Raw genomic sequence first — 23,058 nt, 5'->3', positions numbered from 1 at the left:
AGTTATTTGGCGCTCCCCGTGGTCTTCTTGGCCTGCTCGACATACTTGTTGGTGAAGGTCTTGCTGACGTCGATCTTGGCGTTGGCGACCTCGGGCGATCCGACGCTGAACACCGCGAGCACGGCGTCAGCGCCCTTCGGATCCATCTTGCCGGTCTCGGAGTACATCGGGATCGTGTTCTTGAGTGCCGCGAGATAGAGGTCCTTGTTCTTGCCCACCGTCTCCTCCGGCATCTTCGCCATGATCTCCTCGGGCGAGTGCGAGTGGATCCAGGCGAGCGTGCCCAGGATCGCGTTGGTGAGCGCCTGCGTCTCCTTCTCGTGGCCGGCGACCCAGGCCGCGGTCGAGTACAGCGCGCCGCCCGGATATTCGCCGCCGAAGGTCTCGAGCGTATCCTTTTGCGTGCGGGTGTCCGAGAGGATGCGCAGATCCTTGTGGCTGCCCTGGAGCACGGTCACGGACGGATCGAGCATCACGGCCGCGTCGATCTGGCCCTGCTCCATGGCAGCGACCGCAGTGGCACCGAGGCCGACGCCGATCACGGCGGTGCTGGCGGGATCGACGCCGTTCTTCTTCAGCATATACTTCAGGAAGAAGTCGGTGGAGGAGCCGGGCGCGCTGACGCCGACCTTCTTGCCGGCGAGGTCCTTGATCGACTTGATCTCGTTGGTGTGCGACGGCGACACCACCAGCACGAGGCCGGGATAGCGGTCATAGACGACGAATGCCTGAAGCTCCTGCTTCTTGGCCGCGAGGTTGACGCAATGGTCGAAATAGCCGGAGACCACGTCAGCGCTGCCGCCGAGCACGGCCTTGAGCGCGTCCGAGCCGCCCTTGAGGTCCACGAGCTCGACATTGAGACCGGCCTTGTCGTATTCGCCGAGCTGTTTTGCCAGCACCGTCGGCAAATAGCACAGGCACGAGCCGCCGCCGATCGCGATGGTGACCTTGCTTTGCGCCGCGGCAAGACCGGTGGTGAGCGTCAGCGCGAGTAGCGCGCCCGCGAGCCTGGCTATCGTGTTCTTCATTGGTTTCCTCCGTTCGGCTGGCGGCACCATAGAGCAGCGGGACTGGCTTGAGAAGCAGGACCGAAGGCGCTGGCCATCGGCCTTTCGGCGCAATAGCATGAGCCCACAAGAACAATTCTTGATGGGGAGGATCATCCATGAATCGCCTTGCAATCGGACTGTCGATCGCCACCGCTTTTGCCGCCGGGTGCGGCGCAACCCACCTGCTGCGGCCGGCGCTGGCTGCGGAAAACATCACTCCGCAGATCATCCATACCAGCGAGATGGAGGGCGACGCGCTCGGAAACGCGAACGCCGTCGGCTTCCGTTCCAAGATGTTCGCGAGCGCCGATGGCGCCACCATCTCGATCCAGGTCGGCAATGTGCCCAAGCACATGCATCCCAACACCAACGAGATCCAGTACATTCTGGAGGGCACCGGCACGATCTGGTTCGGCGACAAGGAAGTCACGGTGAAGCCGGGCGACCTCGTCATCATCCCGAAGGGGACGCCGCATGGCGGCACCAAACCGATCAGCGGACAGGTCAAGGCGATCGCGATCAAGACGCCGCCGCAGGCGCCCGACGACACCAAGTTGCTGGATTGAACTTTCGCGATCCGGGCTCGCGCGACGCGCGGGCCCCTTTCGGCCTAGCCGCGCCCGTCCACGGTCGGGCGCCAGACCAGCAGTCTCCGCTCCACCAATGTCACCCCAAAATCGATCAGGATGACGAAGGCCGACAGCACGAACATGCCGGCGAACACGCCGGCGACGTCGAAGATGCCCTCGGCCTGCTGGATGAGATAGCCGAGCCCCGCCGCCGACCCCAGATATTCGCCGACGACGGCACCGACCACGGCAAAACCGACCGACGTGTGCAGCGAGGAGAACATCCACGACAGCGCCGACGGCCAATAGACGTGCTGCATCAGTTGCCGCTCGCTCATGCCGAGCATGCGGCCGTTATCGAGCACGGTGCGACTAACCTCCTTGACGCCCTGATAGACGTTGAAGAACACGATAAAGAACACCAGCGTCACGCCGAGCGCGACCTTGGACCAGATGCCCAGCCCAAGCCATAGCGCGAAGATCGGCGCCAGCACCACCCGCGGCAGTGCGTTGACCATCTTGACGTAGGGATCGAACACCGCGGCGACCAGCGGCTGGCGCGCGAACCAGAAGCCGATCAGCACGCCGCCGGCCGATCCGATCACGAAGGCCAGGATCGATTCCGTCAGCGTGATGCCGAGATGCTTCCAGATCACACCGGACGAGAACCATTTGACGATCTGGGCGAAGACATCGACCGGATTGGAGAAGAAGAACGGCGGTAGCAGGATCTTGCCGAACACGGGCACGGTCGAGAGCAATTGCCACAGCGCGAGGCAGACCACCGCGACCAGCACTTGCAGCGCAAGGAGAGTGACGCGCGACATCACACCGCCTCCGCCGCTTGGGTGGACTGCGCATAGCCCTTCATGACCTCGTCCTTGAGCACGCTCCAGATCTCGCGATGAAGCGCATGGAATTCCTTGTCCAGCCGCACTTCGAAAATGTCGCGCGGGCGCGGCAGGCTCACGCGCCAGTCGCCGATGATGCGGGAGGATGGCCCCGCCGACATGATCACGACGCGGTCGGCGAGCGCGATCGCCTCTTCCAGATCATGGGTGACGAACAGCACGGCCTTGCGGTCCGCATTCCAGAGGTCGAGCAGCAGGTTGCCCATCACCTGCCGGGTCTGTGCATCCAGCGGCCCGAACGGCTCGTCCATCAGCAGGATCTTTGGATCGCGGATCAGCACCTGCGCCAGCGCCACGCGCTTGCGCTGGCCGCCCGAGAGCATATGCGGATAGCGGTTGGCGAAGGCGCCCAAACCGACCGAGGTCAGCCACTTTTGCGCCCGCGGCAGCGCCTCGCTGCGCGGCGTGCCGCTGACTTCGAGCCCGATCGCGACATTGTCGAGCGCGGTCTTCCAGGGGAACAGCGCATCGGCCTGGAACAGATAGCCGGCATCCCGGTTCAGCCCGGCGAGCGGCTGGTCGAATATTTTGACGCTCCCGGCAGCCGGCTTGAGCAGCCCGGCCGCGACGTTGAGCAGCGTCGATTTCCCGCAGCCGGTCGGCCCGACGATGGCGACGAACTCGCCCTCTCCGACGGTCAGATTCGCCTTCTCCACCGCCGTATAGACCCGCCCGTCCCCCAATTGGAACGCGACCTTGGCATCTTCCAGCGCCACCGCCGTGGGCGTTGTCATGTGTTCCCTCCGAGCTTGGCCCGATGCCTTAGCCGCTCGCGCAGCCAAGTTCAATCAAGCCGCCAAGCGTGGTACGCATGGGCCTTGTCATCCCTCCCTTCCTCCCTCCCTCCTTGGGGCGGGTCAGCGCAGTGAGACCCGCCCGATGCCGTCCAGGCCGATGATTGGCTATGCCCACGTCACCAAGAGCTTCGGCGCGCTCAAGGCCGTGGACGATGTGTCACTCCACATCGCCGAAGGCGAGTTTGTCGCCGTCGTCGGCGGCTCGGGTTCGGGCAAGACGACGCTGCTGCGGCTCGCCAACCGCCTGATCGAGGCGGATGGCGGCACGATCACCGTCGAGGGCGACGACGTGCAATCCGTCGATCCGGTCGCGCTGCGGCGTCGCATCGGCTATGTCTTCCAGAGCGGCGGGCTGTTCCCGCATCTGAGCGTCGCGGACAATATCGGGATCACGCCGAAACTGCTCGGCGTCCCGGCGGCGGATATCGCGACGCGGGTCGATGAGTTGCTCGAGCTCGTGCAGCTCGACCGGGCCGCGCATCGCGAGCGGCTGCCGGATGCGCTCTCGGGCGGCCAGCGCCAGCGTGTCGGTGTGGCGCGCGCGCTCGCGGCACGGCCCCGCATCGTGCTGATGGACGAGCCCTTCGGCGCGCTCGATCCTCTCACCCGCGATGCGCTCGGCGACGATTTTCGCGAGCTGCACCGCAAGCTCGGCCTGACCACCGTGATGATCACCCACGACATGACGGAAGCGATTTTGCTGGCCGACCGCATCGCGGTGATGCGCGGCGGAAAGCTGCTGGCGCAGGGTACGCCAGTGGAGCTCTCGAAAAGCAGCGACGCCTACGTACTGGAGTTGCTGCGGACGCCGCGACGCCAGGTCGAGCGATTGAACGCGCTGCTGCTACAGAGCGGGGCGGCATGAGCCTTTTCACCGATCCGCGCTGGGGCGAGGCGCTGGGACATTTGCCCGACTATCTCGGCAACCACGTCCGGGTGAGTCTCGCTGCACTTGCGCTCGGCCTGATCGTCAGCCTGCCGCTGGCGATCCTGACGCGCAACCGCCCTACCCCGCGCGCAGTCCTGCTCGCGCTCGCCAGTATCGTGCAGACGGTGCCCGGGCTGGCGCTGCTCGCGCTGTTCTATCCGCTGCTGCTGCTCGCGGCCTCCGTGGCGCTGGCCTGGTTCGGCGTCTCCTTCTCCGCTTTCGGCTTCCTGCCGGCGATGCTGGCGCTTGCGCTCTATTCGATGCTGCCGGTGCTGCGCAATGGCATCACCGGCCTCAACGGCATCGATCCCGCGCTGATCGAGGCTGCCAAAGGCGTCGGAATGACCGCACGGCAGTCGCTCGTGATGGTCGAACTGCCGCTGGCCCTCCCCGTGATGATGGCTGGCATCCGTACCGCCGCAGTGTGGGTGATCGGCACCGCGACGCTGTCGACCCCGATCGGGCAGACCAGCCTCGGCAATTATATCTTTGCCGGGCTCCAGACCCAGAACTGGGTGTTCGTGCTGTTCGGCTGCTTTGCCTCGGCCCTGCTGGCGCTCGCCGTCGATCAACTGCTCGGCCTGATCGAGAGCGGCCTGCGCCGGCGCAGCCGCGTGCGTACCGCGCTTGGCGCGGCCGGGATCGCGGCACTGGTCGCCGCAACATTGGTGCCGACGATGGGGCGCTCGTCGCAAAGCTATGTCGTGGGCGCCAAGACGTTCGCCGAGCAGTACGTGCTGTCGGCGTTGATGCGGGACCGGCTGCAGGCGGTCGGTCTTTCCGCCGTCGCACGATCCGGTCTCGGCTCGAGCGTGATCTTCGAGGCATTGAAGGCCGGTGATATCGATCTCTATGTCGATTATTCCGGCACGCTCTGGGCCAATCAGCTTCACCGCACGGACATCAAGCCGCGCGCGGAGCTGTTGGCGGAGCTGCAGACAACGCTTGCGAAGGAGAACATCACGCTACTCGGCGAGCTCGGTTTCGAGAATGCCTATGCGCTGGTGATCCCGAAGAAGCGGGCGGAGGCGCTTGGCATCCGCACCATCGCCGATCTCGCCGCGCATGCTTCGACCCTGTCGATCGCCGGCGACTATGAGTTCTTCTCGCGACCCGAATGGGCGGCGCTGCAAAAGGCCTATGGCCTCTCGTTCCGCGCCCAGCGCCAGATGCAGCCGGACTTCATGTATGCGGCGGTCGCCAGCGGCGAAGTCGATGTCATCGCGGGCTACACCAGCGACGGGCTGATCGCAAAATACGATCTGGTTGCGCTCGACGATCCCAGGCACGCGATCCCGCCCTACGATGCCATCCTGCTGCTGGCTCCGAAACGCGCCGGCGACGAGCGGCTGCGGGCCGCGCTGAAACCGCTGCTCGGCAAGATCGACATCGCGACCATGCGCGAAGCCAATTTACGCGCCGCCGGAAATGACGCGAATTCGTCCCCGGATGCGGTGGCCAAATGGCTGTGGGAGAAGGTGGGTGGGCGGTAAGCCGCGCCATTCATTCGACGACGTTGGAGGACGCTACAACCCGCGGATCATCCCCGCATCGATCAGCAGCCGGTTCAGCCGGCTCGCTTCGGCACCGTCTTTGCAGCCGTAGAAGATGCCCTTGCAGCGGAGCATGATCTCCTTCTGCTCGGCGAAGGACGGATCGAGCGGGATGCCGGCGGCTTCCTGGATGACCAGCGGCAGATACGGACCATCGACCGTGTCCATCACGGCCTCGCTCTTCACCGGGTCGAAATTGACGGCGTCGATCGCGTAGTAGGTCGCGTAGAGGCGGGGGTCGTAGGCGTCGAGCTTTTTGCCGATTGCACCCTCGTCGAGCCCGGGCTCGAGGATAGCAGGCGCAAACTCGGGTTGATGATCGCCATAGCGCACGATCAGGAAAGGCTCGCCGGGAAAATTCTTCTTCAAGCCCGCGAGGAAAGCCTTGTACTGCTCGGCGCTCATCGCCTGCCGGCGCAGATATTCGTCGATGGACGGCACATTGCCCGGTGCGCGCCAGTTCGGCAGCAGATCCGGGCGGAAGCGCGTCTCCCAGGGGAAATGATTGGCGCCGAGGTAAATGAAGGTAAACAGCGGCTTGTTCGGCGTCCGCTCGCCCATCAGCCGGAGCGCCTTGTCGTAGAAGAAGCTATCCGGCTCGACATCCTTGGCGCCGAGATCCTTGGAGTCGAGGAAGCGTTCGACGCCGGTCGTCATCTGAAAACTGCGCGCGGCCATGAAGCCGCCATAGGCGGGGTAGAGTGACATCGTATCGTAGCCGCAGCGGCGCAGCGCCAGCGGCAGGCCGCGCTCGACACGGCCTGTTGCGATGCGCGTCACGAAATAGGCGAAGCGGCCGAACGAACGCGACGACAACCCCGCGAGCACATTGTATTCGGTGAACCAGCTCGGCCCGCCATTGCTCTCGGCCAGAAAGGTGCGCTCCTTGCCGTCCCAGGATTTGAAATGGCTGCCGTAGCCAGCCGGCACCTTGATGCCCTGCGCGGCGCGGATGTCGAAGCTCGATTCATCATGGACCATGATGATGTTCGGCCGCCGGCCGGCGGGATGGCAGGCATCGACCAGCGGCATGTTGAGCCGTTCGTTGGTCGAAGCGGCCGACTCCATAAAGCCGTATTGCGCGAAGTCGGAGACCGCGCTGACGCCGGAGCGGAAGAACTTCGAGAGATAGCCGTCGTCGTAATAGCCGCGCCAGGCCTCGTCCGGATGATAGAGCGAATAGCCGACCAGCGCGGCGAGGCAGGCGAGCTTGCAGGCGAGCGCCGGCAGCCTGCGGATGCGGAATGGGTCGAGCCACCACAGCGCATACATCAGCGGCAGCGTGACGAGGCCGGCCCCGATCACCGACCAGCGCAAATTCGGGAAGATCGTGAACAGGAACGCGACCGTGTCGCGGTCGATCATCATCAGGTCGATGAAGTTGACCGTCATCTGCACGACGTCGTGCTTCAGCCGTGACAGCAGCACCAGCACCACGACCATGGTCAGCGACAGCGCACCCGAGAGCGCCGGACGCCGCAGCAGCATGATCCAGAAGAAGTTGAGGATGCCCCAGGCCAGCACGAAGGAGAGCCGTGCACCGAAATCCGTCTCGGTCTCGTACATCAGGACGAGCGCGGCGAGATGCGGCGCCGCAACCGCGAGCAGCCGCCAGATGCCGAGCGCGGCGACGCTCGCCAATACGGCGGTCGTGGCAGAAGGACCTGGATTGGGCGCGGACGCCATTGACGACACGCAACTGCTGGTCCGGCACGGTGATGCCGAGCCGGCTGACCGGGCCTGCGGCGTTCGGCGCAGCCGGAAGGCCTGCACCGTGTCATAAAACTGTAATTGAACGGTCACGGACAAGCAACGCGTGTCGCGGTCCGACCTTCGCTTAATGTTAGCGATGGGCGAATGGGCCGCATGGGCCAGCCACGCTTAAGCTTTGGCGATGCCCGCGATGAAGAGGTCGATGACCCTCTCCGCCATCCGCTCGATCTCGCCTCCTCCGGGTCGGCGGCGGGTGCCTGTTCCAGCGCCACCTCGATCTCGGCCCGAAAGCGCGGCTGCGCCTCCTCGGCCGCCGCTGACATGGACGCGTCGCGGTTGGGGAAGTGCCGGAATGGTGCCCCCCGGCGAAACCGCGGCCCGACGTGCGGCAGAGGCGGGCTGAACGTCGGTCAGCCCTGCGGCAGCAGCCCGAGCCGCTTGGCGATGATGCGGTCGACCACACGTTTGGGCAGCGTGGCCGTCATCAAATGTCGCGTCCGGTCCGGCGTGATCTGGTAGCGAACCTTGGGCCTCTCGGCGGTGAGCGCCTCGAAAACGACCTCGGCGATCCGCTCGGCCGGCAGCCCGGTCTCGCCGAGCTTCATCATGAACGCCCTGACCTTGTTCAGCGCCGGCAGATAAGGCGAGTTCTGGTAGACTGAGAGATCGATCTGCTCGGCCTTACTCCAGATCGGCGTCTTCACCGCGCCGGGGGCGACGATGATGACGTCGATGCCGAACAGCATCAACTCGCGGCGCAAGCTCTCCGACAGGCCTTCGATGGCGTGCTTGGAGGTGCTGTAAGGCGCCGACAACGGATTGCCGTTCTTGCCCGCGACCGAGCTGATCATCACGATCCGTCCTTTCGGCCCCTTCAGCGACGGATCGGCGCCGAGCAGCGGCCCAAAGGCCTGCGTCGCGATGACCGGGCCAATGACGTTGATCTCCATCTGCCGGCGGAAGTCGTCGACCGACAATTCGAGCACGGGCCCCGCCACCGCGACGCCGGCGTTGTTGACGAGACCGGCCAGCGTCTCACCGCCCAGAGCCTCGCGGACTTTTCGCGCAGCGGCGAGGACCGCCGCCTCGTCGGTGACGTCGAACAGCAGCGGCGTGAAGTTCGCACCGAATTCACCCATGAGCCGATCCGCATCGGCCTGCTTGCGGACACTACCGAAAACACGATAGCCGCGCCCGACCAGAAATTTCGCAATGGCCCAGCCGATGCCGGTGGACGCGCCGGTGATGACGACGGATCGCATGGTCTTCCCCCCAAGAGCTCCCGCATCATGCAGGGGAAAGGTGCTGGGGCGCAACGCCGTTAGTGGACAGGACCCGGGCCGGCACGCTCACGGAGCCTGTAGAACTGGAGTGCAGCCTTCGCCGTATTTGGACTCAACCGAAGGAAGCTCGCGAAGCACTGCTCCAATCGCTCTCGGCTCTCGTGAGCCTCACCGGGGTAAAGCGTCAGGATTGCCTTCGTCGTGTCCCAGGACAGACCGATCGCCTTCGCGAGGATGAGAATCTGCTCGGGCTGCGAACGGACCAGCGCACGCTCAATCGCTCCGATCGGCAGGTCGCTCATGAGCGATAGCGCGACAGCCGTCTTGTCCAAGCTTCGCTCGCCGATGAAGCCGAGTACGCGTGCCTCGTCCAATTGCCCACTCGAATACAAGGACGTCACCTCGGCCAACGCCCGGGCGTGCTCGCTGGAGCCTGCCCGCGCCATCGCTTGCAGCTCATCGGAGCCCTCCGCAATTGCACGCCGGGTCAGAGCTGCCTGGCGGGGATCGGCTGCCTCCAGCTTGGATCTCACCATCTCAGATGCATGGACGAACAACTTCAACATGGTCTCACGAGGAATATCGGGCCGAGCCCAGATGCACATCGCGAGCGCGCCATTGTCCCGCGCCCGGCTGAGGAGCTTGGACATTCCGTTAGTCGAGAAGCTGGCGCCGTCGTTGCCGGCGGTCCGCATGGCGACATCGTTGTTGCCGCGCTCGAGGAGGGCATCGGTGACGGGTTCCGTCAACAGGCTGCGGCCGGCGATAGCCAGCAGATGATCCTGGCTCTTGGTCCGCGCATTCTCCGCCAAGCTCGCCTCGTCGAGCTGTGGTGAGTGCTCCAGGACCGGCGCCGCCACCTCGGGCGCGTCGTCAAAGGCCAGCAAGCGGATCGTCCGACGCGGCGCATCGGGCAATCCTGAAAGCCGGCTCCCGAACGCCGCTCGCGCGGCGCATTCGATATTCTTGAGGAGCGCGCTCATCACCTCGTCGAACAGGTCGATCTGCTCGTCGGTGAACTTGCCTGAGCCGACCACGAAGAGATCGGCGACCTGGCGCAGGAGTTCGGCGCGCTTCGACAGCTCCCGGCTCGCCAGTGCGATCTCGAGCCGGTCGATCAGACCGTTCTCCAGAGTCATCTCTCGTGTCCTGGCGGTTGAGTTGCACGTATTTCGACGGAGGTCATGGGATCACGCGACGTTTCGCGCCTGTAACGGTGAATCGAAACAGATTTCGGAATTCGGCACGGGCCGTCCGATCAGATAGCCCTGTACGTAGTCCACTCCTGCCGCAAGGAGGGCGTCCAACTGCGCTGGGGTCTCGACGCCCTTGGCCACCGTCGTGACATCAAGACCGCGCCCCAATGCCACAGCGGAGGCGACGACCGCGGCGCAATCCCTTCGCGTCGTGCAGCCCTGCACGATCGCCCGGTCGATCTTGAACTTGTCGAATGGGAAACTCTGGAGGTAGCTGGCCGCGGAATAGCCTAGCCCGGAATTGTCGAGGACGACGCCGACACCGAGGTTCTTCAGTTGTCGGACCGCAAGCAAGTGAGCCGCAGGATTCCCGCCCAAGAGCGCAGCGTCGGGAATTTCGAGTTCGAGGCGTTCGGGCGATAATCCCGATTCAACCAGCGCGCACAGCACGACGTCGAGCACATTACTCCTGTGGAACTGGGCGGCACCCATGTTGACGGCGACTCTGATGTGCGCCGGCCAAGCGGCCGCGTCCAGGCAGGCCTGTTGCAAGATCCATTCACCGAGCGGCAGCATCAATCCAGCCTGCTCGGCGACATCGAGGAACTGCGAAGGCGCCAGCACGCCCCTCGATGGATGGTGCCATCGCACGAAGCATTCCAGCCCGGTCAGCGCGCGCGTTCCGGCCTCGATCACCGGCTGGTAGTGCAGCTCGAACTCGTCGCGGGCCATCGCCTCCCGCAACTCGCCCTCCATCGACTTCTGTGTGTCGGCAGCCACGGTCATTTCCGGCTGGAAGATTCGGAAATCATTCCGGCCTGAGGATTTCGTCGCGTAGAGCGCGACGTCCGCCTTCTGTAGTAATATCTCCGCGTCGATGCCGTGCTCGGGCGCGAACGCGATGCCAATGCTGGTACCGACGCTGACACGGTTGCTGCCAAGATCGAACGGTTGCTCGACCAGACGAATGATCTTCAGCGCCAGCGCGATGGCACCTTCTCTCTGATCGCTTTCGTTCTCCTGGATGATCGCAAATTCGTCGCCACCGAGGCGGGCCAGCACATCGGTATCTCGCAGTGATGAGCTCAGTCGCTGCGCGACCTCGATCAGCAGCTGATCGCCTGCGGCGTGACCGAGCGTATCGTTGACGAGCTTGAACCTGTCGAGATCGAGCATCAGCACGGTAAACGTCGTGCCACGACGCTGCGACCGCCTTGCCGCTTCATCGAGCTTTTCCGCAAACACGGCGCGGTTCGCCAAGCCGGTGAGCAGATCGTGCTGGGCCAGATATACGATCCGCTTCTCGTTTCTCGCCCGATCGGTGATGTCCTCGTGGGTCGTGAGCCAACCGCCGTACTGCATCATGTGGCGAGCAATCGCGATCACCCGTCCGTCCGCAAGCTCCCGCGTCTCACTGAGCTGCTTGACGTTCTGATCGAGATAGACCTCCGGCGCGACATCGACGAAATGCGTGCCTTGCTCGCGGCGATATTCGAGAATTTGCGCCAGTGTGGTTCCGCGCCTTATCCGATCGGGGTCAATATGGTAAATGTCGCAATAGCGCGCGTTCGACACCACGATCCTCTGCTCCGCATCGAACATGCAAAGCCCCTGAGCCATGTTGTTGAGGGCGGCATCAAAGCGCATGTTGATCGCCTCGAGTTCAGCGGCCTTCTGCGCCAACATTCTCTCGGCGCTCTTTTGCTCGGTGACGTCTTCGTGCGTCGCGACCCAGCCGCCATCCGGCAACGGCTTGCGCTGGATCAGTATCTGCCGGTGGTCTCTCAGCTCGTAGTCCTGCTGGCGCTGGGTCGGCATCAGCCGGACATGCTGGTCGACGCTGAGCGGACTGGCTTCGCCGCGATCCACGTAGTGCTGCAATATGAGTTGCAGGGGCGTACCGGGCCTGACGAGTTCGTCGGGCAGACCGTACATCTGCTGATAGCGACTATTCGATACCACGAGGTTTTTGTCTGCATCGAACAGGCAGAGCCCTTGGGACATGTTGCTGATGGCGACGTCGAAACGCGTGTTGATGCGTTTTAGCTCGGCAGCATTTTCCGCCAGCAAGGTCTCGTCGCGCCGCTTCTCGGTGATGTCCTCATGGGTCGCGACCCAGCCACCATCCTGCATCGGCGTACGCACGATCGAGATGATCCGGCCATCGGCGAGCATGACGATCTTCGGAGTCCGGTGTCTTGCGCCGTCGAGGAATTCCTTGACGTCGAGATCACCCCCGGCGCTCTTGTAGTGGCCGACGATGCTGCCGAGCGGCGTTCCAGGTTCGACCTGCGCCTCAGTGAGATCATACATCTCACGATAGCGGCTGTTGGCGATCAGCAGCTTCTCATCGGCGTCGAACATGCTGAGCCCATGCGGCATGTTGCTCAACGCCGCGTCGAAACGGGAACTCGCGGCCGCGAGTGCGTTTGTTTGCCGTCGCAGCAGCAAGGTTCCGATCAGGATGATGGTGACGATCGCGGCAGCCGGCGGGCCGAAGGTGTAGAGATGCCGATACCACGGCTGCAGCACGTAATCACGCGAATAGGTCACGACCAGAACCAGCGGCAGCCCGGATACGGCCTTGTAGGCCGCAATGCGGTTGATGCCGTCGACGGGACTCGTCAGTTCGTATGAGCCCGCTTCCGAGACTGGCAGATACTGGGTAAACATCGGGCCGCCAGCAACAGACATGCCCAGCACATCTTTCTGTTCCGGCACGCGCGCCAGGATCCGTCCGTTGCGATGGATCAACACGACGGAGCCGCCCGGGCCCAGATTGATCTTGCGATAGATCTTCAACAGATAGGATTGATCCAATGGCGCGGTCACGACGCCCGCAAAGCTCCCATCCGAATTGTTCAACCGGCGCGACGCCGCACTGAACCATTTATCACCGCCTGCCGACCGATAGGGCGGCGCAACGAACAACTCGGTGCCAGCGCCATCGCGTTGCGCGATGAAGTGCGGCATTTCGGAGATGTTGCCGCGCGGCGGCGCACGGTCGTAGGAGTGCGCAACGACGGCTCCGGATGCGTCGGTCCAACCAACCGCGACCAGGATCGACGAGCTCTTGACCAGTTGACGGAGCGCGGTGTTGGCCGCGCCGGCGTCGGCGTATTTTCCGGACAAGGAATCGTTGCGGATTGCCTGCGCCTCGAGCAGGACACGATCGATGTCTTCGAACGTCACTGCGGCATGCTCGGCCAGGATGGCCGAAAGATTGAGAGCATCGGTTTTCGCAGAGGCGACCGCTTCTCGATAGCGAGCAGCCAGATCAACCAGAAACAGGGTGACGACAACGAAAGAAAACAGCAGCCCCAGGATCGTGACGGACGATCCTGGCGACCCGGCCAGCCTTCGCCAAGCTCTCAGCATTACATTTCTGTGGTTCGAGCGATCAGCTTCCACCATCGCCCGGTCGCACTAAGATTTGGTTGAGTTGCCTATCGCTAATTCACTCCGTAATCGTACGGAACTACGGCAGTAACTGTGTCGCAATGTTCGAAAAAGCTTAGAAAAACGCACCATACTACCGTGTAGAACCGGTTTCAGCAGGGCGCCTCGCGTGCGCGGTGAGCTAAGATCATTAGCGAGATCGCGCGGAGGCGGGACGGCGTCTCGCCACGTCATTCCAAGGCCGGCGTCCGCGCAAGCGCGGGAAACCGGCGAAGATGGACGGAGGCCCGGGGGCGCTCCGTCGCGCCCCCGGTAACCACGTCGTTGCCGTTAGTTCTTGCTCTTGTCGACCAGAGCGCCCTTCTTGATCCAGGGCATCATGTCGCGCAGCTTGGCGCCGACTTCCTCGATCGGGTGTTCGGCGAGCTTGGCGCGGGTCGCCTTGAACGAGGTCTGGTTGACCTTGTTCTCGAGCATCCAGTCGCGGGCGAACTTGCCGGACTGGATGTCGTTCAGAACCCGCTTCATCTCCTTCTTGGTCTCGTCGGTGACAATGCGCGGACCGGTGACGTACTCGCCGTACTCCGCGGTGTTGGAGATCGAGTAGTTCATGTTGGCGATGCCGCCTTCATAGATCAGGTCGACGATCAGCTTCACTTCGTGCAGGCACTCGAAATAGGCCATCTCCGGGGCGTAGCCGGCTTCGACCAGCGTCTCGTAGCCACCCTTGATCAGCTCGACCAGGCCGCCGCAGAGCACCACCTGCTCGCCGAACAGGTCGGTCTCGCACTCTTCCTTGAAGGTGGTCTCGATGATGCCGGCACGGCCACCGCCGACGGCGGAGGCGTAGGACAGGCCGAGGTCGTGGGCGTTACCCGAGACGTCCTTGGCGATCGCGATCAGGCAGGGCACGCCGCCGCCGCGCTGATACTCCGAGCGCACAGTGTGGCCGGGGCCCTTCGGCGCGATCATGAGAACGTCGAGATCGGCGCGCGGGTCGAGCAGGTTGAAGTGGACGTTGAGACCGTGCGCGAAGACGAGGGCGGCGCCCTTCTTCATGTTGTCATGCAGGTGCTCGCGGTAGATGTCGCCCTGGAGCTCGTCCGGGGTCAGCATCATGACGAGGTCGGCCCATTTGGCGGCCTCGGCGACTTCCATCACCTTGAAGCCGGCAGCTTCCGCCTTCTTGGCCGAGGCCGAACCCTTGCGGAGCGCGATCGCCACGTCCTTGACGCCGGAATCCTTCAGGTTCAGCGCATGGGCGTGGCCCTGGCTGCCATAGCCGACGATGACGACCTTCTTGCCCTTGATCAGGTTCAGGTCGGCGTCGCGATCGTAATAAACACGCATGGTCGTTTCCTCGTTCAGGGGCCGAAATCGGCCGTTGGTCAGGTCTTGTCAGTCAGGTCTCGGACGGTGAAATTTGCGGATTTCGGGGGCTGTCTAGAGCATTTTCGGCCCCCTGGGAAACCCGTTTCTGCATGGAAAGTCGGGGCATCATGCATCCATGACCACGGGATAGAGGGACGCCAGCAGCAGGATGGCCATCAGGATGTTGAAGGCGCGGACCAGCCGCACGGAGGTCAGGACCGCCCGCAATGCGGTGCCGAAGAAGACCCAGGCTACCGTCGAGACCGTGCCCACGAGCAGGCTGATCAAGGTCTGGATCGCGATGTTGAGCGGGAATTGGGCGATAGCCGCATAGGCGGTGATGGTGCCGATCACGATCACCCAGCCTTTTGCGTTGATCCATTGGAACATGGCGGCGCCCAGGAAGGTCATCGGACCCCGGCCGTCTCCCTCGCCCGGCTTCGCCGGACCCGATAAAGCGATCACGGCGGAGAGGTAGACCAGGTAGGCGGCACCGGCATATTTTAGAATGGTCTGCAGGATCGGATAAGCCAGGAACACTGTGCCGAGCCCGAAGCCGACCGCTGCAATCATGAAGGCGAAGCCGATGACGACGCCGGCGATGTGGGGAATCGTGCGACGGAAGCCATAAGTCAGCCCCGAGGACAGCAACATGATGTTGTTCGGCCCAGGCGTGAAATACATCACGGCCATGAAGGCGAGGAAGGCATACAGCAGCGACTGGGACATGCTTACCTCACGCGGCCTTCGGCTGCGGTCCTCTGGGGTACCGCCTCGGGGCGCTTCGCCAGCACCATCACAGCGATACCGCCGATCACCGTGAGCATGCCGGCAAGGCGCAGCGGACCGAAGCGCTCGCCGAACATGATGCTGGACGCGGCCGAGCCGACGAACGGCACCAGCAGCGCGAACGGCACCACTTGCGCGGTGGGATAGTCACGCAGCAGCCGGCCCCACAGCCAATAGGCGATACTGGTGGAGATGCCGCCGATCAACAGCAGGCAAATCAGGCCGGTGAGCGACATGTGGATCAGTGACTGCCAGGTCGGCGACGGTCCATTGACGACCAGCGTGAGCGCGAACAGCGGCACCGCGGTGGCGAGGCACAACCAGGCGAACAGATCGAACATCGGCACGCCGCGAGCGCCCCTCAGCAGGATATTACCGAGCGCAAAGCTGACCGGCGCGATCATCAGCACGGCGAAGGCACCGACGCTGAAATCATAGCCGACCGTGCCGCAGATCATCAAAAGCCCGACGGCTGCGATGACGATGCCCAGCGTCTGAACCGGCGTCGGCCGCTCGCCGAATGCGATCGCGGCAAAGCCGACCGTGAACAGCGCCTGGCTCTGCACGACGACGGAAGTCAATCCGACTGGCACGCCATGGGCGATGCCATAGGCCTGGCTCAGAAACTGGCCGAGAAAGAGCGTAAAGCTGATCGCGATCAGGAGCGACCAGGCGACTTTCGGCTTGCGAATGAACAGGCACGGGACCGCGGCAATGGTGAAGCGCATCGCCGTCATCAGCTCCGGCGAAAATTCGTCGAGCGCGATCCGGCTCGCCACAAAGGCAAGCCCCCAGATGATCGCCACCAGGATGGCGATGAGGATGTCGGCCGGCTTCATTCCAAACTCCTAACCTCTCCCGCTTGCGGGAGAGGTCGCGCCGAAGGCGCGGGTGAGGGTTCTCTCCTCTTGGGGATTCTCGATTGCGGAGACACCCTCTCCCCAGCCCTCCCCCGCAAGCGGGGGAGGGAGCGCAGCTACATCGTAGTTGCAGTTTGCTCTCACAGCTTTAGCCTTGCTCGCCGGCCTTTACGTGGAAGAATTGGGTTTTCGCAGCAGATAAGTGCCGTGCATCGGGGCGTGGTAATCGGCCGAGACCAGCGTAAAGCCGACGTCGGTCAGCATCCGCTCCATGACCCAACCAAAAGTGGAATACTCGTCGCGCATGTGGGTGACGACGCTTTCACGCGGGACATCGTGGTTCTTGATCTCGAAGTCGGCCCATTGCTCGACGTCGCGCTCGAGCACATCGGGCATCGATGCGTAGACGATGTCGCGCAAATAGAACGTGGCGCCGGGCTTGAGCGCGCGATAGATCCGCGACATCGCCACCGCCTTCCAGAAATCCGGCAGATGGTGCAGCGTGAACTCGCTGACGATCAGGTCATAGGATTCCGGCCGGTAGGCGAAGCTGAGCAGGCCGGCGGACTGCGTGCGCACGGGCGCCTTGCGGTCGCGCGCGTAGATCTCGGCGAGCGCCAGCATCGCGGGCGAGATGTCGATGGCGTCGACCTCGGCGCCCATGAGCGCAGCCTCGGTCGCGAGCACGCCGTTGCCGCAACCGATATCGGCGATGCGCCAGCCGCGCTGGACGCCGAGCATTTTCAGCGCGGCGCGCGCCCGTAGATCAGCATCGTCGTGGCTGTCGTAGATCGACGCCACAGCGGGCCCGATCCCCATCCGGTTCCGCTCGTTGTAATACCAGTCGCGCGCCAGCATGGCTCACATTCCTTCAGGCCCGCGACCAATCGCGGCAACACCGGTGCGCGACACTTCGACGAGGCCAAGCGGACGCATCAGGTCGATAAACTGATTGATTTTCTCGGTATTGCCTGTGATCTCGAACACAAAGCTCTCGGTGGTGGCGTCGATCACGCGGGCGCGGAACGCGTCCGCCAGCCGCAGCGCCTCGACGCGATGCTCGCCCTGTCCGCGCACCTTGACCATTGCGAGCTCGCGCTCGATCGAGCGCTTGGTCAGCGTCATGTCGACGACACGATAGACCGGGATCATGCGGTCGAGCTGATGCTTGATCTGCTCGATCACCATGGGCGTACCGGTGGTGACGATGGTGATGCGCGAGAGATGCTTCTGGCTCTCGGTCTCCGAGACGGTGAGGCTTTCGATGTTGTAGCCACGCCCCGAGAACAGTCCGATGACGCGCGCGAGCACGCCGGGCTCGTTCTGCACGAGCACCGAAAGCGTGTGTGTCTCGTTCGGGTCGTGGCGCTCCTCGATGAAGTAGGCGGATGCGGGCTGGTTCATTGTCGTCCCCTCTATTCTCGTCTTTACGCCGTTGCCCGATCAGCGACCGGCGCATCCGTCCCGACCCAACCGCGGAACAGATCGAAATCGATATTGCCGCCTGACAGCACGAGACCGACGCGCTTGCCCGACAGTCTTGACTTGTCCTGAAGCGCTGCGGCGAGCGCGGCGGCGCCGGCGCCTTCGGCGAGATTATGCGTATCGGTCCAGAGCGCATGGATCGCGAGCGCGATCTCATCGTCCGTCACCTGGACGATACGCGAGGCGCCCTTGAGGATGACCGCGAGCGCTTCCGGATCGGGAATCCGCGTCGCCATGCCGTCCGCGAGCGTGTTGCTGGTCTCGGTCGTCACGACGTGGCCCGCCGCGAACGACAGCGCGTAGGACGGCGCCTCGGTCGACTGCACGCCGACGATCTCGGTCTTCAGGCCGAGCAGATCGCGCGCCATGATGCAGCCGCAGATCCCCGAGCCCTGCCCGATCGGCACATAGAGGACGTCGAGATCGGGAGCGGCCCGGAGCATTTCGAGCGCATAGGTCGCCACGCCCAGCACCAGGTCCGTATGGAACGACGGCACCATGTGCAGTCCGGCGAACTGCGCGTGGCGCCCGGCCTCCTCGCGTGCGGCCTGAAAGTCCTCGCCATGTTCAACGAGCTCTGCGCCAAACGCCTTCATCGCGCGGTTCTTCTCGACCGAATTGCCGCGCGGCACATAGATCACGGCAGGCACGCCATGGCGGCTCGCCGCAAAAGCGAGGCTCTGACCATGATTGCCGCGCGTCGCCGAGATGATGCCCGGAATGTTCGGCCGTTCGCGCTTCAGCCGATCGAGATAGACCAACCCGCCGCGCACCTTGAAGGCGCCTGTCGGCGTGTGATTCTCGTGCTTGACCACGACCTGCGTGCCGAGCCGCTCGGCGAGCAGCGGCCAGGCGTGCGCCGGCGTCGGCGGCACCGCCTGCCCCACGATCGCATGTGCGCGTCCGAGTTCGTTCAGGTCGAACATTTCACCTTCTCATCACTCCATCTCTCGCGACTGTCATCCCCGCGAAGGCGGGGATCCAGTATTCCAGAGGCCCCCGAGAGCGATCGAGAGGCCGCGGCATACTGGATCGCCCGGTCAAGCCGGGCGATGACAGCGGAATTTGTGACGATCACGCTCACACAAGCGCCTTTCCGCCGGCGAACGCCTTTGCGGTGGCTTCGTCGTTCGCCTGCTCCGGCAACAGCATCTCGTTGTGCGCCTTGCCGGAGGGGATCATCGGGAAACAATTTTCCAGCGACGCGACGCGGCAGTCGAACAGCACCGGGCGCTTGACCGAGATCATCTCCTGGATGGCGCCGTCGAGATCGCCGGGTTTGTGCACCTGGATGCCGACCCCGCCATAGGCTTCCGCGAGCTTGACAAAGTCCGGCATCGCCTCCGAGTAGGAATGCGACAGCCGGTTGCCATGGAGCAGCTGCTGCCACTGCCGCACCATGCCCATGTACTGGTTGTTCAGGATGAAGATCTTGATCGGCAGCTCGTACTGCACCGCCGTCGACATCTCCTGCATCGTCATCTGCACCGAGGCATCGCCCGCGATGTCGATGACGAGACTGTCGGGATGGGCAACCTGCACGCCGACCGCGGCCGGCAGGCCGTAGCCCATGGTGCCGAGACCGCCCGAGGTCATCCAGCGATGCGGCTCCTCGAAGCCGTAGAACTGCGCGGCCCACATCTGATGCTGGCCGACCTCGGTGGTGATGTAGGTGTCCCTGCCGCGCGTCGCCTCGAACAGGCTCTGGATCGCGTGTTGCGGCAGGATGACGTCGTTGCTCTTCCTGTAATAGAGCGAGTTGCGGGCGCGCCACTGCGCGATCTGCTGCCACCAGGCCTTGATGTCGGGCTTCTTCGCCTCCGCCTTGAACACCTGGAGAATGTCGCCGAGGATGTTGCCGCAGTCGCCGATGATCGGCACGTCGACGCGGATGTTCTTGTTGATCGAGGACGGGTCGATATCGATGTGGATCTTCTTCGAGCCCGGCGAGAACGCATCGACGCGGCCGGTGATGCGGTCGTCGAAGCGCGCGCCGACGCACAGCATGACGTCACAATCATGCATGGTCATGTTGGCTTCGTAGGTGCCGTGCATGCCGAGCATGCCAAGCCAGCTCTTGCCCGACGCGGGATATGCGCCGAGGCCCATCAGCGTGGAGGTGATCGGAAAGCCGGTGACCTCGACCAGCTCGCGCAGCAGCCTGGTGGCCTCGGGACCGGAATTGATCACGCCGCCGCCGCTGTAGATCACGGGGCGCTTGGCGCCTGCGAGCAGCGCCACGGCCTTGCGGATCTGCGTCGCATCGCCCTTCACGCGCGGCGCGTAGGAGCGATGCACGTCGGACTTGCGCGGCGGATGATAGGTGCCGGTCGCGAACTGCACGTCCTTGGGCACGTCGACGAGCACCGGGCCCGGCCGACCCGTGGTCGCAACGTAAAACGCCTCGTGCAGCACCTTTGCGAGATCGTTGACGTCGCGCACCAGCCAGTTGTGTTTGGTGCAGGGGCGCGTGATGCCGACCGTGTCGCATTCCTGGAACGCGTCGTTGCCGATCAGATGCGTCGGCACTTGGCCGGAGATGCAGACCAGCGGGATCGAGTCCATCAGCGCGTCGGTGAGCGGCGTCACCATGTTGGTGGCGCCGGGGCCGGAGGTCACCAGTGCAACGCCCGGCCTGCCGGTCGAACGCGCATAGCCCTCGGCGGCGTGGCCCGCCCCCTGCTCGTGGCGGACCAGGATGTGCTGGACTTCGCTCTGCTGGAAGATCTCGTCGTAGATCGGAAGCACCGCGCCGCCGGGATAGCCGAAAATGTCGGTCACGCCATGATCGATGAGCGCGCGGACGATCATTGCGGCGCCGGTCATCTGGTTCGGATCGTGGCTCTTGTCGCTCATTGGCTTGCTCCGGATGCGCTGTTGTCAGCGGCTTCGTTCGTGTCGGGTTTTCGGAAATAAAAAAGGCCCCGAAGAGGGCCCATGCACACCGCCTGTCATGTGGATGGCAGCTAGCCACCCCCGGCGGTGTGCCTGGGTACGACGGCGATAAGGAGTTTGGTAATAATATTACGCATGGCGGCGGCTCGGCTTCCCAAAGGTTGCGCGAAACATAGCGGCCAAAGCCCGGATGTCAAGGCGATGCGGCCGTTCCTGCGCGATTTTGGCAGTGTAGCGGCGTTCCCGGGGTTGGGCGAGAGGTAAATTCGGCGACCGAGGCACAAAAGCGTATCAACCGGGGTCCCGGGCCGCGTTCACCGCCGCCGCCAGCCAGCCCCGCACCCCCTCCGGCTTCACCCACTCGAATTCGGGCAATTGGTGCCGAAACCAGGTGAACTGCCGCTTGGCGTAGTGGCGGGTGTCGGCGCGGCCGATGGTGGCCGCCTGCTCCAGGCTGAGCTCACCACGCAGATGCCGGACCAGGGCCGGCACGCCGTGAGCCTTCATCGCCGGCAGCAACGGATCGAGGTCTCGGGCGGCGAGACGCTCGACCTCCTCCAGCGCGCCGGCCTCCAACATGACATCAAAGCGGGCGTCGATGCGCGCATAGAGGTCGTCGCGCTCGGGCGCGAGGAACACAGCGCGAAAACTGTCCTTGGGCAAGAGCGGCGGCTGCCCCTCATGGTGCCAGTCCAGCAGCGAACGGCCGGTGGCTTCGACCACTTCGAGCGCGCGCGCAATGCGCGTGCGGTCACGCAGGTTCAATCGCTCGGCCGCCCTGGGATCGGCGGCTGCGAGTTCCGCGTGCATCGCCTCAACGCCGTTCCGCTCCAGCCGCGCCCGGACGTCCTCGCGCACCTCGGCGGGGATTGGCGGCACCACGGAAAGGCCCGCCGTCAGCGCCTTGAAATACAGCCCGGTGCCGCCGATGAAGATCGGCAGGCGGCCTTCGGCTTGCGCCTCTTCAAGCGCCCTCGCCGCGTCACTCACCCAGGCTCCGGCCGAAAAATTCACGGCCGCATCGACATGGCCGTACAGGCGATGAGGCACCTGCGCCTCGTCGCCTAGGGTGGGGCGCGCGGTGATGATGCGGAGGTCGCGGTAGACCTGCATGGAATCGGCATTGATCACGACCCCGTTCGCAGCGAGCGCAAGCTCGATCGCGAGCGCCGACTTGCCGCTGGCGGTCGGGCCTGCGATAAGCACGGCCTTGCCAACATGCCCTCTGCCGACTTGCCCCTCGCTCACGAAAACCTCAAATGTCCCTCGTTGCCACGCTGATCTGCAACCCGAATAACCCCGCGCTCGACTCGACCATCGTCGACGGCGCCCGCGCCGTGCTGCCTCAGGCAGCTCCCGCGCACTGGCTGTTCGACGGGGTGGCAGTCGACATCCCCTTCGGCGCCGACAGTAACCTCGAAGGCGACCGTCACGCCATCGAACAGCGGCTCCGCGAGCTTCGCGGCGACCTACCGATTGATATCGTGGTGCAACCAGTCGGCTTCCGGCGCAAGAAGCTTTTTCTCGCCGACATGGATTCCACCATGATCGGCCAGGAATGCATCGACGAGCTCGCCGATTGCGTCGGGGTGAAGGCCCATGTGGCAGCCATCACCGAGCGTGCGATGCGCGGTGAGGTCGAGTTCGAGCCGGCGCTGCGCGAGCGCGTCGCGCTGCTCAAAGACCTCCCCGCCAGTGCCGTCGACGAGGTGCTGGCCAAGCGCATTACGCTGACGCCGGGTGGCCGCGAATTGGTCGCGACCATGCGCGCCCATGGCGCCTATGCCTGTCTCGTCTCCGGCGGCTTCACACTGTTCACCAGTGCGGTCGCCACCAGGATCGGTTTCCAGGAGAACCGCGCCAACGAGCTCGTCGTCCGCGACGGCAAGTTCACCGGCGAGGTGAAGGAGCCGATTTTGGGGCGCGCGGCAAAGCTCGCGACGCTGGTGGATCTGATGGAGTCGTTCGATCTCGACGACGTCGACTCGCTGGCGGTCGGCGACGGCGCCAATGATCTCGCGATGATCCAGGCGGCTGGGCTGGGCGTGGCGTATCATGCCAAGCCTGCGGTGGCCGCGGCTGCGGCAGCCCGGATCGATCATGGCGATCTCACCGCGCTGCTGTATGCGCAGGGGTATCGGCGCGAGGAGTTCGTGGAGGCGTAGCCTCCTCTCCGCTGTCATCACCCGCGAAAGCGGGTGATCCAGTATTCCAGAGACAGGGCGAGGATACGGAAAGGCCGCGGCGTACTGGATGCCCC

19 protein-coding genes are annotated in these 23,058 nt (G+C 64.1%); 4 read left to right on the top strand and 15 right to left on the bottom strand.

Annotated elements, in window-relative coordinates; translation table 11 throughout:
- Positions 1 to 2: 2 nt before the first annotated feature.
- Complete coding sequence (locus tag FXB41_RS24440; protein ID WP_219683481.1) at positions 3 to 1,028, bottom strand: ABC transporter substrate-binding protein; 1,026 nt, start codon at positions 1,026 to 1,028, stop codon at positions 3 to 5.
- Between the two features lie 137 nt (positions 1,029 to 1,165).
- On the opposite strand from FXB41_RS24440, the gene FXB41_RS24435 reads away from it, so the two are divergent.
- Entirely contained in the window at positions 1,166 to 1,615 is a 450-nt protein-coding gene (locus FXB41_RS24435) for a cupin domain-containing protein (RefSeq protein ID WP_007601007.1), read from the top strand.
- A 44-nt stretch (positions 1,616 to 1,659) separates the two neighbouring features.
- On the opposite strand, the gene FXB41_RS24430 is transcribed toward FXB41_RS24435, so the two are convergent.
- The gene (locus FXB41_RS24430; protein WP_007601005.1) at positions 1,660 to 2,445 is read right to left on the bottom strand and encodes an ABC transporter permease; all 786 of its coding nucleotides are present in this window, start codon (positions 2,443 to 2,445) and stop codon (positions 1,660 to 1,662) included.
- A complete protein-coding gene (locus FXB41_RS24425; protein WP_219683480.1) occupies positions 2,445 to 3,263 on the bottom strand; it encodes an ABC transporter ATP-binding protein in 819 nt (272 codons plus the stop codon). The genes FXB41_RS24430 and FXB41_RS24425 overlap by 1 nt, the downstream gene beginning before the upstream one ends.
- Before the next feature lie 145 nt (positions 3,264 to 3,408).
- Between FXB41_RS24425 and FXB41_RS24420 the strand changes: the two genes are divergently transcribed.
- Both FXB41_RS24420 and FXB41_RS24415 read left to right on the top strand, forming a co-directional pair.
- Positions 3,409 to 4,191: an ATP-binding cassette domain-containing protein gene (locus FXB41_RS24420; protein ID WP_219683479.1), complete on the top strand. Its 783-nt coding sequence runs from the start codon at positions 3,409 to 3,411 to the stop codon at positions 4,189 to 4,191.
- On the top strand, positions 4,188 to 5,747 hold the full coding sequence (locus FXB41_RS24415) for a glycine betaine ABC transporter substrate-binding protein (protein ID WP_219683478.1): 1,560 nt from the start codon (positions 4,188 to 4,190) through the stop codon (positions 5,745 to 5,747). Before FXB41_RS24420 ends, FXB41_RS24415 begins: the two co-directional genes overlap by 4 nt.
- Positions 5,748 to 5,780: 33 nt before the next feature.
- On the opposite strand, the gene FXB41_RS24410 is transcribed toward FXB41_RS24415, so the two are convergent.
- The 12 genes from FXB41_RS24410 to miaA form a co-directional block, all read right to left on the bottom strand.
- Positions 5,781 to 7,493, bottom strand: coding sequence for a sulfatase-like hydrolase/transferase (locus tag FXB41_RS24410; protein WP_219683477.1), 1,713 nt, complete (start codon positions 7,491 to 7,493; stop codon positions 5,781 to 5,783).
- Between the two features lie 437 nt (positions 7,494 to 7,930).
- Positions 7,931 to 8,782, bottom strand: coding sequence for an SDR family oxidoreductase (locus FXB41_RS24405; RefSeq protein WP_219683476.1), 852 nt, complete (start codon positions 8,780 to 8,782; stop codon positions 7,931 to 7,933).
- A 59-nt stretch (positions 8,783 to 8,841) separates the two neighbouring features.
- Positions 8,842 to 9,942, bottom strand: a complete 1,101-nt coding sequence (locus FXB41_RS24400; RefSeq protein WP_007600994.1) for a DUF2336 domain-containing protein — start codon at positions 9,940 to 9,942, stop codon at positions 8,842 to 8,844.
- 51 nt (positions 9,943 to 9,993) lie between these two features.
- Positions 9,994 to 13,377, bottom strand: coding sequence for a bifunctional diguanylate cyclase/phosphodiesterase (locus FXB41_RS24395; RefSeq protein WP_246649119.1), 3,384 nt, complete (start codon positions 13,375 to 13,377; stop codon positions 9,994 to 9,996).
- Between the two features lie 351 nt (positions 13,378 to 13,728).
- Complete coding sequence (ilvC, locus tag FXB41_RS24390) at positions 13,729 to 14,748, bottom strand: ketol-acid reductoisomerase (protein WP_007600992.1); 1,020 nt, start codon at positions 14,746 to 14,748, stop codon at positions 13,729 to 13,731.
- Between the two features lie 147 nt (positions 14,749 to 14,895).
- Positions 14,896 to 15,498: a LysE family translocator gene (locus tag FXB41_RS24385; protein ID WP_007600991.1), complete on the bottom strand. Its 603-nt coding sequence runs from the start codon at positions 15,496 to 15,498 to the stop codon at positions 14,896 to 14,898.
- 2 nt (positions 15,499 to 15,500) lie between these two features.
- Entirely contained in the window at positions 15,501 to 16,397 is an 897-nt protein-coding gene (locus tag FXB41_RS24380) for an EamA family transporter (protein WP_007600990.1), read from the bottom strand.
- A 189-nt stretch (positions 16,398 to 16,586) separates the two neighbouring features.
- Entirely contained in the window at positions 16,587 to 17,276 is a 690-nt protein-coding gene (locus FXB41_RS24375; RefSeq protein WP_007600988.1) for a class I SAM-dependent methyltransferase, read from the bottom strand.
- Between the two features lie 3 nt (positions 17,277 to 17,279).
- A complete protein-coding gene (ilvN, locus tag FXB41_RS24370; RefSeq protein ID WP_007600986.1) occupies positions 17,280 to 17,822 on the bottom strand; it encodes an acetolactate synthase small subunit in 543 nt (180 codons plus the stop codon).
- 23 nt (positions 17,823 to 17,845) lie between these two features.
- On the bottom strand, positions 17,846 to 18,829 hold the full coding sequence (locus FXB41_RS24365) for a threonine dehydratase (protein ID WP_219683474.1): 984 nt from the start codon (positions 18,827 to 18,829) through the stop codon (positions 17,846 to 17,848).
- Positions 18,830 to 18,983: 154 nt separating this feature from the next.
- Positions 18,984 to 20,759, bottom strand: a complete 1,776-nt coding sequence (locus tag FXB41_RS24360) for an acetolactate synthase 3 large subunit (protein WP_007600983.1) — start codon at positions 20,757 to 20,759, stop codon at positions 18,984 to 18,986.
- Positions 20,760 to 21,089: 330 nt separating this feature from the next.
- Entirely contained in the window at positions 21,090 to 22,046 is a 957-nt protein-coding gene (miaA, locus tag FXB41_RS24355) for a tRNA (adenosine(37)-N6)-dimethylallyltransferase MiaA (RefSeq protein WP_219683473.1), read from the bottom strand.
- Positions 22,047 to 22,057: 11 nt separating this feature from the next.
- On the opposite strand from miaA, the gene serB reads away from it, so the two are divergent.
- Positions 22,058 to 22,963: a phosphoserine phosphatase SerB gene (gene serB, locus FXB41_RS24350; RefSeq protein WP_007600981.1), complete on the top strand. Its 906-nt coding sequence runs from the start codon at positions 22,058 to 22,060 to the stop codon at positions 22,961 to 22,963.
- Positions 22,964 to 23,058: the final 95 nt, after the last annotated feature.

Source organism: Bradyrhizobium canariense (genome assembly GCF_019402665.1).
In the GTDB taxonomy this organism is placed as follows: domain Bacteria; phylum Pseudomonadota; class Alphaproteobacteria; order Rhizobiales; family Xanthobacteraceae; genus Bradyrhizobium; species Bradyrhizobium canariense.
Note: the sequence above shows the minus strand (reverse complement) of the source record. Positions and strands in the feature narration are given on the sequence as shown.